Origin of the sequence: Leisingera sp. ANG-DT, from assembly GCF_000813785.1 — a bacterium.
Taxonomy (GTDB): Bacteria; Pseudomonadota; Alphaproteobacteria; order Rhodobacterales; family Rhodobacteraceae; genus Leisingera.
This window is the reverse complement of record NZ_JWLE01000001.1, coordinates 219,505-232,838: the sequence shown is the minus strand read 5'-3', so window position 1 is coordinate 232,838 and position 13,334 is coordinate 219,505. Positions and strand designations below refer to the sequence as shown.

Here is a 13,334-nt window from a genome sequence, read left to right as displayed (position 1 = left end):
CATAATCACCCGGCCACTGCCCGCAGCAGCCGCTTGCGGGCGTCAGGAATTGCGCCGGTCTCAAGGCCGGTGAAGACATGCAGCGTGTTCATCTGCCGGTCCACCACCGCATGACCGCTGACCCAGCCGCCCATCGCCAAATAGGCCCGCAGCAAGGGCGGCATCGCCTGCAGTGCCTTCTTCACATCTGCCGTCCGCGGCGACTCCACGGAAAAACGCACCACCTCAGGCGCCCTTTCAGCCGGGCGCCACTGCGCAGGCGCCAGATACCGCTGCCGCAGCAATTCAAAGGATTCCTTGTAGGGCTCGGCCGAGGTGCCCGCAAAGGAGGAGCAGCCAAAAAGCATCTGCACCCCCTGCCCGTCTACAAGGCCCGTCAATGCCCCCCAGGCGATACGCAGGATGTCGGGATCCTGCCATTCCGGGTGCGTGCAAAAGCGGCCCAGCTCCGCCATCCGCCCCGCAAAGTTTTGGAGCGCAGAAAGATCATAGAATTGCGCCGAATAGCTTTGCTCCAGCACTGCGCCGCCCTCCAGCAGCAGCAGCCGGAAACAGCAGACCAGCGCGCCGCTGGCCTTTTCCTCCACCAGAACATGGGTGCACCGGCTGTCAAAGGGGTCGCTGTCGGCGGCGGCGGTCCGGAAACACAGTGTCCGCAGCGCCTGTGCCGCCGCCACATCATCGGCACCCGCAGCAAGCCGGGCACGGTAGCGCCCCTTGCTCAGCAATATCTCAGGTTCCGCCACGGCGGCCTCCAGCTTTCCGGCTCAGCCCATAACATATGCGCTGTGACAGAGCAGTGAAGCCGGCTTATTCGTTGTTCAGCAGCTGACCGGGGCCAAAGTTGCCCAGGTTGCCCAAGAGCTGGCGCAGGAAGGTGTTGTCCTGCACACCGGAGCTGGTCACCCGGCGCTCCAGCGGCACCACCTTACCATCCTCCAGGCTGTAACGCTCGATTGCCTGCACCACGCCCGAAGTGTCGAAACTGATCGCCACGAGATCGCGTGCCACCGGCTCGGGCGCCTTGGCCCCGTAGTGGCGGAACCGGGTGGCGACATAGTAATAGCCGCTGTCGTTCAGCACGCCGGTCGAGGACGGGATGCCGATGGTTTCCGCCACCGAATCCCGTGTGTCGATGCCCGGCACCACTTCGGCCAGCTGATGCGGCGACGGCACATAACCGTGCTTGCGGTAGACGGACGTGCAGGCCGCCAGTGCCAGCCCTGCCGCCGCAAATACTGCGCCGCGCAAAACGGCCTTGAAGTGAAATGCCTTTGCAACCATGACTGCCCCCCAGCCTGCCGCCATGACCGGCGGCTTGAATACGTCTTTTAACCCGATTACCTAATGACCGCCTCCGGTTCAAGAAACGAAAGTCCCCGAATATGTCTGACAGCACCGCTTTGCGGGTCGCGGACCTGCCTCAGAACACCCCGACTGCCTTTGAAATCATCCCGGACAAGGACACCCTGACCGCGCTTGCGGCGGAAATGGGGGTGAACGCAGTGCGCAAACTGCGCTTCACCGGTGAAATCAAGGCGATGGGCAAGAAGGACTGGAAACTGACCGGCCGCCTGGGCGCCACCGTGGTGCAGGATTGCGTGGTGACGCTGGAGCCGGTCACCACCCGGATCGAGGAACAGGTGGAGATCACCTACCTAGCCCGCGTTGAGACCCCGGAAGGTGCCGAGGTCGAAATGCCCGAAGATGACAGCATCGAACCGCTGGGCACACACATCGACCCGGCTGCCGTGATGGCTGAGGCGCTGGCACTGCATATCCCCGCCTATCCGCGCAAGGACGGCGCAGAACTCGGCGAAGCCGTTTATGCCGAGGATGGCGTACAGCCGATGCGGGACGAGGACACCCGGCCTTTCGCGGGCCTTGCCGCGCTGCGCGGCCAGCTGAAAGATGAGGACTGAGGGCAGAATTTTTGCAGCGCAGAAAATCGCCTCTGGCGCCGCCCTTCTGCCTGCCGTAAAAAACAGCTTGCGCCAGCGGAGATTCGCAGTATTTTCGCGCGCTCATCGGAATTTTTGGTTGGACAATGCTTGGGCAGACGCCTAAACGCACGTCAGACTGATCGAACAGAATGCAATCGCGCCGCGGGGATGGCCCCAAGGCCCAAACAGACAAAGGTTGAGACATGGCCGTCCAACAGAACAAAGTATCCAAATCGCGCCGCAACAACCGCCGCGCGCACGATGCACTGGTTGCTGCGAACCCGAACGAATGCGGCAACTGCGGCGAGCTGAAGCGCCCGCACCACGTATGCCCCTCCTGCGGCCATTACGACGACAAGGAAATCGTCGCAGCGGCTGACGAGATCGAGATCGACGAGGACGCGGCGTAAGCCACGGACAGGATCCTGATGCCAGGCAGGCTTTCGCATGACGGGTAAACCCGATCAAAATCAGGCAAAAGCCGGCCGCATCACTATTTCTGTTGACGCCATGGGCGGAGACGCCGGCCCCGCAGTTGTGGTGGCCGGCATTGCCATGTCTGCAGAAAAGAACCCGGATATCGGGTTTATCCTGCACGGGCCCGCGGATCAGCTGACACCGCTGGTTGCCAAGAAGCGCGCCCTGAAAGGCCGCGTCGAGATCCGCGATGTCCGCGATGTGGTCACCATGGAGGATAAACCCTCCCAGGTGATGCGCAACGGCAAGGGCACCTCGATGTGGTCGGCGCTGGATGCGGTCAAGAACGGCGAGGCCTCGGGCGCCGTCTCCTGCGGCAACACCGGCGCGCTGATGGCGCTGTCGATGCTGCGCCTGCGCAAGCTGCCGGGCGTCAACCGGCCCGCCATTGCGATCCTCTGGCCCTCGCTGAACCCGCAAGGCTTCAACGTGATGCTGGATGTCGGCGCCGACGTGAAGGCGGATGCAGAGGATCTGCTGCAATTTGCCCTGATGGGCACGTCTTACGTGCGCAACTCGATGGACATCATCCGCCCCCGCGTGGGCTTGCTGAATGTCGGCACCGAAGAACACAAGGGCCGCGCCGAGCTGAAGGAGGCCTACGGGCTTATCTCAGACCAAGCCGGGCAGGCGAATTACGAGTTTGTCGGCTTTGTCGAGGGCAGCGACATTCCCGGCGATATTGCCGATGTGATCGTGACCGATGGTTTCACCGGCAATGTGGCAATCAAGACCGGCGAAGGCACCGCCAGCCTGATGCGCACCGCATTGCGCGAGGCGTTCGGGTACTCGTTCCTGTCCAAGATTGCCGCGGTTCTGGCGATGACCTCGCTGAAACGGCTGTCCAAGCGGATGGACCCGCGCCGCGTCAACGGCGGCGTGTTCCTGGGCCTCAACGGCACGGTGGTGAAATCCCATGGCGGCGCCGATGCCACGGGCGTCTCCGCTGCAGTCAAGCTGGCGTTCCGGCTGGCACAGCACGGATTCGCCGAAAAGCTGGCCGCGCGGGTTGCATCTGCCGGCCTGCATACCCAAGATAATACTGCCCCCCGCGAGATGCGGGCGGCCACCGAAAAAGACTGAAAATAGGCAGGCAGACGGATGACGCGACGCGCGGTAGTTGTTGGCACAGGACACTATCTCCCCGAACGGGTGGTTGAAAACGCGGAATTCGAAGCCACGCTGGACACAACGGACGAATGGATCCGCAGCCGCTCCGGCATCGAACGCCGCCATTTTGCCGCTGAGGGAGAGACCACATCGGATATGGCCGCCAAGGCAGCTGAACGCGCTTTGGCGGACGCGGGCCTGACCGCGGATGATGTGGATGCCATCGTTGTGGCCACCTCCACCCCGGATCTCACCTTCCCCTCTGCTGCCACCATGGTGCAGTCCAAGCTGGGCATGACCAAGGGCTTTGCCTTTGACGTGCAGGCGGTCTGCGCGGGTTTTGTCTATGCGCTCAGCAATGCCAGCGCTCTGATCGCTTCGGGCCAGGCAAACCGGGTGATGGTGATCGGCGCAGAGACCTTCAGCCGGATCATGGACTGGACCGACCGCGGCACCTGTGTGCTGTTCGGCGACGGTGCCGGGGCGCTGCTGCTGGAAGCGCAGGAACAGCCCGGCACCAATGCGGACCGCGGCATCCTGGCGACCGACCTCAACTCCGACGGCCGCTACAAGGACCTGCTGTACGTGGACGGCGGGGTGTCGACCCAGTCCACCGGCCATCTGCGGATGCAGGGCAATCAGGTGTTCCGCCACGCGGTCGAAAAACTCGCCTCCACCGCCAACACCGCGCTGGACCGTGCAGGCCTGTCGGCAGCGGATGTCGACTGGATCGTGCCGCATCAGGCCAACATCCGCATCATCCAGGGCACAGCCAAGAAAATGGGCCTCAGCATGGACAACGTGGTGGTTACCGTGCAGGATCACGGCAATACCTCCGCCGCCTCCATCCCGCTGGCCCTGTCGGTCGGCAAGGAACGCGGCCAGATCAAGGAAGGCGATCTGATCGTGACTGAGGCCATCGGCGGCGGCCTGGCCTGGGGAGCAGTTGTGCTGCGCTGGTAACCGCGCAGCTCTAATTTCCGCCCGAATACCCCGGTGCAATTCATTGATATTGACAGGGAAATTCCCTCCGCCCTATGCTTTGGCAAACAACGGGGATTGGTATGGGCGAAAAAACACTGACAAGAATGGATTTGAGTGAAGCTGTTTTCCGGGAAGTCGGCCTGTCGCGCAACGAAAGCGCACAGCTGGTAGAAAGCATGCTGCAGCATATGTCGGATGCCCTGGTGCGCGGTGAACAGGTTAAGATTTCCTCGTTCGGCACCTTCAGCGTAAGGGACAAGTCGGCCCGGGTCGGGCGCAACCCGAAGACGGGCGAAGAAGTGCCGATCCAGCCGCGCCGCGTGCTGACCTTCCGGCCCTCCCACCTGATGAAAGACCGCGTGGCAGACGGCAACCGTAAGTAACGGGACCAATTAAGCCATGTCGAAATCACCGGACGCCTTCCGCACCATCAGTGAAGTTGCGGATTGGCTGGACGTGCAGGCGCATGTTCTGCGCTTCTGGGAGAGCAAGTTCACCCAGGTCAAACCTGTAAAGCGCGCCGGCGGGCGGCGCTATTACCGGCCTGCGGACATGCAGCTGCTGGGCGGGATCAGGAAACTGCTGCACGTCGACGGATTGTCGATCAAGGAAGTGCAGGCACTGCTGCGCGAGCAGGGCGTGGCCCATGTCGCCAGCCTGTCGCATCCGCTGGACGGCGAGGAAGAGCCTGCTGTTGAGGCGCCGCCGCCCGCGGACAAGCTGGGCGATGACTGGGATCAGTCGCTGGAGCAAAGCGCTGAGGCCGCGTCCGAAGCCCCCCCCGAAGACAGCAATGTGGTTGGCTTCCCGCAAGCCTCCGGTGCAGACGCTGCCCCGCCGGCCTCCGCATCCGCGGAGCCAGCCCCCGCTTCCCCGCGGCCCGAAGCTGCCGCTGCGCCGCAAATGCAGATGGATCTGGCTCCACCCGCAGCGGGAGGCAGCACTGCCCCCTCCGGCGGGATGCCAGCGGCCCCTGCAGGGGAACCATCCGGCGCAGAGGCAGAACCGCCGGCAACCGCCGTAACAGGTTTGCCCCCCCAGGACGGCGCCCCGGAGGCCCCCGAAACGCCTGCGCCTGCAACTTCTGCACCGTTTGAGGATCAGCCTGAGCCATCGCTGCCAGCGTCTGAAGCAGCCCCGGAACCGCTGTCCGGTGCAGCGGACGCTGTGATGCCCGATGAGGCATCTGCATCTCAGGTTCAGACACAGGAAACCGCTGCGGCAGCCGCTCTGCATGAGGGTGATTCCGCCCCGGAACAGCCGGCCGAGCCCACCGGCCAGGCACCGCAGGATCTTTTTGCGGATCAGGCCGCCGCAGAGCCGGCCGCCATTGAAGAGAATTCGCCGGCCCCGGAGCTGACGGAGGCCGCCGCGGACCCTGACCCCGCGCCTGAAACGGCTGACGGCGCAGAGGAGCTGCAGGAAACCTTTGCAGACACACCCGCTCCTGCGGAGGAAGCGCTTGCGGCCGCGCCGGAAGCCGCGGAAGCAACTTTGGAAACCGCGCCAGAGGCTGCCGCAGGGACCCCCCCCGAATCTCAGCCCTCACCGCTGGAAGAGATCGCCCCCCTGACCGGACAGGAACATCTGCCCGAACCGGAGGAAGAGGCGGAAACCCTTTCCGCGGAGGATCCTGCCGCGGCCGAGACACCACCTGCGGCTGCGCAACAGCTGCAAGAGGACGCGCAGGAAACTGGCCAGGAAGTGGCAGCGAACCCAGCCCCCGATACGGCACCTGCTCCGCTGGAGGATATCGCGCCGCTGAGCGGTCAGGAGCACTTGGACGAGGCGGAATCAGCCCCCGCTGAGGACCTGGCCGCGGAACCGCAAAACTTCGCGCAGGACAGCACTGCCGCCGGAGTGCCCGCAGCCGCCGGACTGTCTGCAGCAGAAGAAATGCGGGACGCCGTTCAGAACCCCGAACCGGAAGCCGCTTCCGCTGCGGCTGAGTTCACAGAGGAGGCTGCCCCCGCAGTTGAACCCGTGGCGGAGCCGGAGCCTCAGGCAGAGCCCGAGCCCGCAGAAGACACGCTGGTTGCAGCTGCAGGACTGCAGCCCGAGGAGCCGCTGGACTTCGCCGTTTCCGCAGAAGAGTCCGTGCAAGCAGCGCCAGAGCCGGAGGAAGATCAGCCCTCTGATCCCGCCGCAGCCTTCCCACCGCATGATCTGGACGAAGCTGCCCGTCAGGTGGACGCGCTGGAATTCGCGACCGGCTTCAACGGCGGCGGGGACGACGCACAGGACGACGGCGAAGCGGAGGTTCTTGCGGAAGCCGGACAAGATGCCCAGCCGGATGTGTTCGCGGAAGCAGAGCCGGATATGCAGGCAGATGCCCTGACCGATGCAGAGACGGAGCCTGCGCTGGCAGAGAGTGCGGAACAGCAGACAGAGGCACTAACGGAACCTGAACCGGCGGACATGTCCGAACAGCAGCCTGCGGCAGACGAAGAAGCCGCCGTCCCTGCCCCGGTGCAGCCCGGCATCCTGACGCTTCTGGCCGAAACCCGCAGCCTGCCGCCGCGGTCTTTGGCAGGCATTGCCGCCTGCGCCGATGAACTGCGCGCTTTTGTTCAGAACAGGCCCTGAAGCCGGCAAGCCGGAATTCGGCGCGAATTCCGGCCCGGAAATCACGTGATTTCCGAGCCGTTTCCCGCGCCGGGAAACGGATGCCGTCTGTGTCTGCCCCGGCAACCGCTTCTGGCTGCTGAATTTCTTTGCAGGGCCGCAAAAAATCTTGCTGCCCCCTCTTGCCCCTGCTGCGAAAACGGTTAGAAGGCTTTGCAACGGGCTATGGCGCAGCCTGGTAGCGCGTCCGTCTGGGGGACGGAAGGTCGCAGGTTCGAGTCCTGCTAGCCCGACCATATGAAAAACGCCCGGGTGTTCACGCACCCGGGCGTTTTCACATCCGGAACCAGCTTTGCCGATTGCGCATGGCGCCCGGATGGGACAGCATCGCCGCAAAGCCGGCGCGCGGAGGGGACAGAGAATGACAGGCGTTTTGCCCAGCCAAACCATTGAAATGATGCTGGAACGCGGGGAGATCACCGTCAGCACACCGCTGGTGGAGGGCCAGGTGCAGCCCGCCAGCCTCGACTTGCGCCTCGGCAATGTGGCCTACCGGGTGCGGGCGTCGTTTCTGGCCGGCCAGGGCCGCAGCGTTTCCGACCGGCTGACCGAATTTGAGATGCACCGGATCGACCTGAGCAACGGCGCGGTGCTGGAGAAGGGCTGCGTCTACGTGGTGCCGCTGATGGAAGGGCTGGCGCTGCCGGATGATGTCTCTGCCGTCGCCAACGCCAAAAGCTCCACCGGGCGGCTGGACCTCCTGACCCGCACCATCACCGACGGCGGCGAGGAGTTTGACCGCATCAAGCCCGGCTACACCGGCCCGCTTTACGCAGAAATCTGCCCCCGCTCCTTTTCGGTGCTGGTGCGCCCCGGCATGCGACTCAACCAAATCCGGTTCCGCACCGGCCAGGCGGTGCTGTCGGATGCGGAATTGAAGATGCTGCACGCCGGCTCGCCGCTGGTGGATGGCGAGGCGGTGATCGAGGACGGTCTTGGCTTCTCCGTCGATCTGAAACTGCCCGGCACCGATCTGGTCGGCTACCGCGCCAAGCCGCACACCGGCGTCATCGACCTGGACCGGATCGGCGAATACGACCCGCAGGAATACTGGGAAGAGGTACGCACCAAGGATGGCCGCATCATCCTGGACCCCGGTGCGTTTTATATTCTGGTGAGCCGCGAGTCGGTGCATATCCCGCCCGCCTATGCGGCGGAGATGGCCCCCTATCTGGCGATGGTCGGTGAATTCCGGGTGCATTACGCCGGTTTCTTCGACCCCGGGTTCGGCCATGACGCCGCCGGCGGCACCGGCTCCCGCGGGGTACTGGAAGTGCGCTGCCACGAGGCGCCGTTTGTGCTGGAGCACGGCCAAGTGGTTGGCCGCCTGGTCTATGAGAAGATGGCCGAGGTGCCGGAGCAGCTCTATGGTGCGGGCATTGCCTCCAACTATCAGGGCCAGGGGCTGAAACTGTCGAAGCATTTCAAGACGCCGGAGTAATCATCTGCAGCTAAGGGCTGCGCCCGGCCCGGCGGGGCAGGAAGCGAAGCGCTCGCCCGTTTTGCCGGAGGCAAACCTCCGGTTTGACGGGGGCGGGGCGGGCGCTGCCCGGCCTTCGGCCAGGCGATAGATCCGTTACTTCACCGCGCCCTCAACGCTTGATATATAAATCCTCTTCCAGTTCCGCGCTGACGCCGGCCTGCACGGTGCGCTCCAGATGGGTGGAGAGCGTCATATAGGTGCGGGTGCCGCGCACCCCTTCGACATCATAGATCCGGGCCAAGAGCCCCTCCAGCGCATGCGGCGAGGCCACCCTCACCTTGAGGATCAGGCAGGTGTCGCCGGTGGCAGTGTGAATCTCCTCCACCTCCGGCCAGGCTTCCAGCGACATAAGTTCCGCCGTCTTGCCCCAGCCGACCGTGTCCACATGGATGAAGGCCAGCATCGGCTTGCCCACAGCAGGCCCGTCCAGCTGCGCCACCGTCGCCCGGATCGCGCCAGAGGCCCTGAGCCGCTTCACCCGCTCATGCACCGCGGGCGCCGAGAGGCCCACTTCCTGGCCGATGGCGGCGTAGGAGAGCGTCGCATCGACGCTCAGCGCGCCTAATATTTTTCGGTCCAATGCGTCCAGAACACGGGCGGCCCCGCCGTTCCTCCGAACCTCATCTGTTTTTTCCCTGACCATCTTCGCCCGCCCTTCACAGAACATCATTCAGCACATAGCAAAGATATCTGAACATTCTTCAAGGTAAACCCATGCGAACCCCGATTCTGATCCTGATGAGCGCCATTGGCGTGATTGGCGCCAACTCCCTGCTGCTGTCCCCGGTGGTGACGGCGGTCAGCCAGACCCTGGATGCCACCACGGCAGAGGTGATGCGGGCAGCCAGCGCCTATGGGCTGGGGGTTGCCGCCGCAGCCTTGCTGCTGGCGCCGCTCGGGGACCGGATCGGTGCCGGGCGGCTGATGCGTGCTGCCCTCCTGCTGCTTGGGGCCGGGCTGGGCGCCAGCGCCGCAGCACCGGATGTCTGGACACTGATGGCAGCGCAGGCGGTCTGTGGGCTGGCGGCCGGAGCCGCCCTGCCCTCGATCTACACGCTGGCAATGGTGATAGCCCCCAAGGGACGCGAGGCGCGGGTGCTGGGCTACGTGCTGGCGGGCTGGACCGTGTCGATGGTGCTGGGTGTCAGCGTCAGCGCCTGGGCCACCGATCTCGCGGGCTGGCGCGCGGTCTACGGAACCCTGGCGGGTGTGGCGCTGACCTTATGGGCGGCCTCCTCGCCGATGCGCGCCGCAGGCAGCCCCAGCGGCCAGGCAACTTCTCCGCTGACGGCGCTTCGGGTGCCGGGAATCTTCCGCGGCCTCTTGGCAACCGCGCTGCTGATGATGGGGTTTTACTGCAGCTATTTCTTTACCGGTGCCCATATCACCCAAGCGCTTGGCCTCAGCACCACGCAGGCGGGCCTGTTGCCGCTGTTCTACGGAATCGGCTTTGGCCTCGCGGTGCTGCTGGATCCGCTGCTGGACCGGCTGGGACTGGCCCGCGCCACTGCGCCGGTGCTGCTGGCGGTCACAGCCAGCTACCTGCTAATGATGGCGGTGGCACCGCAATACCTGCTACTGTTGGGGGCGGCCCTGGTCTGGGGCATGTTCCAGCATCTTGCCCTCAACCTGCTGGTGGCGCGCCTTACGGCGCTGGAGCCTGCGCAGCGCGGCGCCATCATGGGGCTTTACAGCACCGTCACCTATCTCTGCGTCTTTGCGGCGCCTTTCGCGGGCGGGCTGCTGTTTGCAGGATGGGGTTTGGCGGGCTGCCTGGGGCTATCGGCCTTCCTAGCGCTCAGCGGCGCGGCTGAGGCGTTTGGCCTCCGGCGAAAGCCCGGTGGTGCGCTGCCCGCTAGTTCCGCTACTTGACCTTGGGAATGCGTGACCTTGCATTGCGGAATTTGCGCTGCGGGCTGGGGCCGGCTCCGAACCCCGGTGCCGGCCCTTTGCTCTTGCCGAGCCGCTGCGCACCGTGTTGCGCCGCGCGGCGCAGCCCGGCATTAACCGCGCGCCCGATCAGGCGGCGCAGCACCATGCGGATAATCCAGTTCGCATTCATGGCCTCAGTCCTCTGCCTTCGCTTGCCTGCCACCGTAGAAGAGTAATGCGGCAATTTCCGGGCGCTCGAGGCCACGGAGGCGTCACTCCTCGAACAGTTCCGCCTGTTCTTCCGCCTCGTCGTCCTCGTCGCCGCCCTGACCCAGCGGCAGGCTTCCCGGCGGCGGCCGGTTCTCCAGCAGGCCCGCGGCGCGCAGTTCCTTGAGGCCCGGCAGGTCGCGGGCGCTTTCCAGTCCGAAATGGTCCAGGAAATCCGGCGTCACCACAAAGGTCACCGGCCGGCCCGGTGTCATCCGGCGGCGGCCGAGGCGGATCCAATCCATCTCCATCAGTTGGTCGATGGTGCCGCGCGACACCGACACACCGCGGATTTCCTCGATCTCCGTCCGTGTCACCGGCTGGTGATAGGCGACAATGGCCAGGGTTTCGATCGCGGCGCGGCTCAGCTTGCGCAGCTCGGTGGTTTCCTTCTGCATCAGGAAGCCAAGGTCCGGAGCGGTGCGGATCGCCCAGGCATCACCCAGGCGCACGACGCGCACACCACGCCCCTCATAGCGCTTGCGCAGATGCTCCAGCGCCTCGCGCGGGTTGCAGCCGGGCGGCATGCGGCCTTCCAGGTCGCGTAAGGTAACGGGCTCGGCGCTGGCAAACAGCACCGCCTCCACCATCCGCTCCTGCTCTGCCATGGGCGGTGCGTCAAACAGGGTGTCGTTCTCGGTCCGGCCAGAGCTGCTGGCCGCGTCCATGATCTGATCTTCCATCAGGTATCCTCGTCGAGGCTGCGCAGCTGAATGGGCGCAAATGTTTCGCTCTGGCGCAGCTCTGCCTTGCCTTCCTTGACCAGCTGCAGCGAGGCGGCAAAGGTCGCCGCAGTCGCTGAACGGCGCTTGACCGGATCGCTGTGCCAGCCGTCCGGCAGATAGCTGATCAGGTCGGTCCAGTCGCCGGTAAAGCCCAGCAGATGGCGCATCCGGTCCAGCGCCTCCTCCATGGTGAAGACCGAGTCGCGGTCCATCACGAAGGGACGGAAATCCTCCTTGGTGCGGATGCGGGCATAGGCCTGCATCAGATCCAAGAGGTTGGCGGTATAGGTCACGGTCTTGATCCGGGCGACGTTCTCTTCCTCGCCGCGGGCAAAGAAGTCGCGGCCCAGCCGGTCGCGCCCCATCAGCCGTGCGGCGGCGTCGCGCATCGCCTGAAGGCGCTCCAGCTGAAATGCCAGGTGGGCGGCCAATTCCTCGCCCGACGGGCCCTCTTCCTCCGGATCGGGGGGCAGCAGCAGACGGGATTTCAGGAACGCCAGCCAGGCCGCCATCACCAGATAGTCGGCGGCCAGCTCAATACGCAGTTCCTTGGCCTTCTCGACAAAGGCCAGGTACTGTTTTGCCAGCTCCAGCACCGAGATCTTGCGCAAATCGACTTTCTGCGTGCGCGACAGCGTCAGCAGCAGGTCGAGCGGGCCTTCGAACCCGTCCACGTCCACGATCAGGGCCTCGGCCGCCAGCCGTTCCTCTACGCTCGTGTCCGCTTCTGAAAAAAGTGTCTGCTCAGCCATACACCTGCCCGCCCATGAGGGCGGCAAGTTCTCTTTCAGCGCTCATAATGTCAAGGGCAACAGGCGCGCGGCGGGCCTCCAGCGCGCGCTCTGCGCGGGTCTGTGCCGCTTCGCTCATGGTGCCTGCGGCCTCAGCCACGGCGATCCGTTCCTCCAGCGAGGCATTGCACAGCAGCACCACATCGCAGCCTGCCTCGATCGAGGCGCGGGCGTTGCCGGCCAGCGAGCCCTGCAGCGCCTTCATCGATATGTCGTCGGTCATGATCAGCCCGTCAAAGCCGATGCGCTCCCGAATGAGCCGCATCATCACCGGAGAGGTTGTGGCCGGGCGGTCGTCATAGGCGTCATAGACCAGATGCGCGGTCATCCCCAGCGGCAGGTCATTGAGTGCCGCAAAGGCGGCAAAATCGCCTTCCTCCAGCATTTCCGGGTGGCTGGCCACATGCGGCAGGTCCAGGTGGCTGTCGGCGGTGGCGCGGCCGTGGCCGGGGATGTGTTTCAGCACCGGCAGCACACCGCCGTCCAGATGTGCGGTGGCCACCGCACGGGCAATCCGCGCCACGGTTGCGGCACTGGTGCCATAACACCGGTTGCGCAGGAATTCGTGAGTCTCCGCATAGGCGATGTCAGCGATCGGGGCGCAATTGCTGTCGATGCCCAGGGTGTGCAGCTCATGCGCAATCAGACGGTAGCGCAGATACATGGCACGGACGGCGTCCTCGCCGGCCAGCTGCACATGCTCCAGCGGCGGGCGCCAGTTGCGCGCCAGCGGCTTGTGCAGCCTCTGCACCCGGCCGCCCTCCTGATCGATGGTGATCGGGCAATTGCGGCCCACCGCCTCGCGGAAGTCGTTGCACAGGGCCTGGATCTGCTCAACGTCTTCCAGATTGCGGGCAAACAGGATGAAGCCGAAGGGATCCGCATCACGGAAGAACGCCTTTTCATCTGCACTCAGCCGCAGGCCCTCGGCATCAAGGATCGTGGCTCCGTAGGTCATGATTGCCCCCTGGTGTTCGCGCTCCCCCAGTCAGTGACAAAAAGGGCTGCGCCCGGCCCGGCGGGGAGGGTGCAAAGCGCCCGCCCCGTGGGGGGCGGG

General features: G+C 64.9%; 15 protein-coding genes and 1 tRNA gene. 9 read left to right on the top strand and 7 right to left on the bottom strand.

From position 1 onward, the window contains the following. Nucleotides 1–5 precede the first annotated feature (5 nt). Entirely contained in the window at nucleotides 6–746 is a 741-nt protein-coding gene (locus tag RA21_RS01145) for a GNAT family N-acetyltransferase (protein ID WP_052257561.1), read from the bottom strand. 64 nt (nucleotides 747–810) lie between these two features. Then, nucleotides 811–1,284, bottom strand: coding sequence for an outer membrane protein assembly factor BamE (locus tag RA21_RS01140; protein ID WP_029204843.1), 474 nt, complete (start codon nucleotides 1,282–1,284; stop codon nucleotides 811–813). A 101-nt stretch (nucleotides 1,285–1,385) separates the two neighbouring features. On the opposite strand from RA21_RS01140, the gene RA21_RS01135 reads away from it, so the two are divergent. The 8 genes from RA21_RS01135 (at nucleotide 1,386) to RA21_RS01100 (ending at nucleotide 8,580) form a co-directional block, all read left to right on the top strand. Beyond that, nucleotides 1,386–1,922 (top strand): YceD family protein, encoded by a 537-nt coding sequence (locus tag RA21_RS01135; RefSeq protein ID WP_039145595.1) that lies wholly within the window; start codon nucleotides 1,386–1,388, stop codon nucleotides 1,920–1,922. Nucleotides 1,923–2,146: 224 nt separating this feature from the next. Beyond that, entirely contained in the window at nucleotides 2,147–2,353 is a 207-nt protein-coding gene (rpmF, locus tag RA21_RS01130; RefSeq protein ID WP_008558107.1) for a 50S ribosomal protein L32, read from the top strand. A gap of 37 nt (nucleotides 2,354–2,390) precedes the next feature. Next, nucleotides 2,391–3,503 (top strand): phosphate acyltransferase PlsX, encoded by a 1,113-nt coding sequence (plsX, locus tag RA21_RS01125; protein ID WP_039145593.1) that lies wholly within the window; start codon nucleotides 2,391–2,393, stop codon nucleotides 3,501–3,503. 18 nt (nucleotides 3,504–3,521) lie between these two features. Further along, nucleotides 3,522–4,493 carry a beta-ketoacyl-ACP synthase III gene (locus tag RA21_RS01120; protein WP_019296536.1) on the top strand — a complete coding sequence of 324 codons (972 nt, stop codon included), beginning with the start codon at nucleotides 3,522–3,524 and terminating at the stop codon, nucleotides 4,491–4,493. A gap of 101 nt (nucleotides 4,494–4,594) precedes the next feature. Continuing rightward, nucleotides 4,595–4,897 (top strand): integration host factor subunit alpha, encoded by a 303-nt coding sequence (gene ihfA, locus RA21_RS01115; RefSeq protein ID WP_008207184.1) that lies wholly within the window; start codon nucleotides 4,595–4,597, stop codon nucleotides 4,895–4,897. A 16-nt stretch (nucleotides 4,898–4,913) separates the two neighbouring features. Continuing rightward, entirely contained in the window at nucleotides 4,914–7,100 is a 2,187-nt protein-coding gene (locus tag RA21_RS23100) for a MerR family transcriptional regulator (RefSeq protein ID WP_241483458.1), read from the top strand. Nucleotides 7,101–7,298: 198 nt separating this feature from the next. Beyond that, a tRNA-Pro gene (locus RA21_RS01105) sits at nucleotides 7,299–7,375 on the top strand. A 125-nt stretch (nucleotides 7,376–7,500) separates the two neighbouring features. Next, a complete protein-coding gene (locus RA21_RS01100) occupies nucleotides 7,501–8,580 on the top strand; it encodes a 2'-deoxycytidine 5'-triphosphate deaminase (RefSeq protein WP_039145590.1) in 1,080 nt (359 codons plus the stop codon). Between the two features lie 151 nt (nucleotides 8,581–8,731). Here the strand turns inward: RA21_RS01100 and RA21_RS01095 are convergent, their stop codons facing one another. After that, nucleotides 8,732–9,292, bottom strand: a complete 561-nt coding sequence (locus tag RA21_RS01095) for an Lrp/AsnC family transcriptional regulator (protein ID WP_241483457.1) — start codon at nucleotides 9,290–9,292, stop codon at nucleotides 8,732–8,734. Nucleotides 9,293–9,336: 44 nt separating this feature from the next. Between RA21_RS01095 and RA21_RS01090 the strand changes: the two genes are divergently transcribed. Next, complete coding sequence (locus RA21_RS01090) at nucleotides 9,337–10,494, top strand: MFS transporter (RefSeq protein WP_052257560.1); 1,158 nt, start codon at nucleotides 9,337–9,339, stop codon at nucleotides 10,492–10,494. Here RA21_RS01090 and RA21_RS01085 read toward each other — a convergent pair. The 4 genes from RA21_RS01085 to nagZ all read right to left on the bottom strand — a co-directional run bounded on the left by RA21_RS01085 (nucleotide 10,487) and on the right by nagZ (nucleotide 13,235). Continuing rightward, nucleotides 10,487–10,684 (bottom strand): hypothetical protein, encoded by a 198-nt coding sequence (locus RA21_RS01085; RefSeq protein ID WP_019296541.1) that lies wholly within the window; start codon nucleotides 10,682–10,684, stop codon nucleotides 10,487–10,489. The two genes, RA21_RS01090 and RA21_RS01085, sit on opposite strands and share 8 nt — an antisense overlap. A gap of 82 nt (nucleotides 10,685–10,766) precedes the next feature. Beyond that, entirely contained in the window at nucleotides 10,767–11,444 is a 678-nt protein-coding gene (gene scpB / locus RA21_RS01080) for an SMC-Scp complex subunit ScpB (protein ID WP_019296542.1), read from the bottom strand. Then, the gene (locus tag RA21_RS01075) at nucleotides 11,444–12,238 is read right to left on the bottom strand and encodes a segregation and condensation protein A (protein ID WP_019296543.1); all 795 of its coding nucleotides are present in this window, start codon (nucleotides 12,236–12,238) and stop codon (nucleotides 11,444–11,446) included. Before RA21_RS01075 ends, scpB begins: the two co-directional genes overlap by 1 nt. After that, nucleotides 12,231–13,235 (bottom strand): beta-N-acetylhexosaminidase, encoded by a 1,005-nt coding sequence (gene nagZ, locus RA21_RS01070; protein ID WP_039145588.1) that lies wholly within the window; start codon nucleotides 13,233–13,235, stop codon nucleotides 12,231–12,233. The genes RA21_RS01075 and nagZ overlap by 8 nt, the downstream gene beginning before the upstream one ends. Nucleotides 13,236–13,334 lie beyond the last annotated feature (99 nt).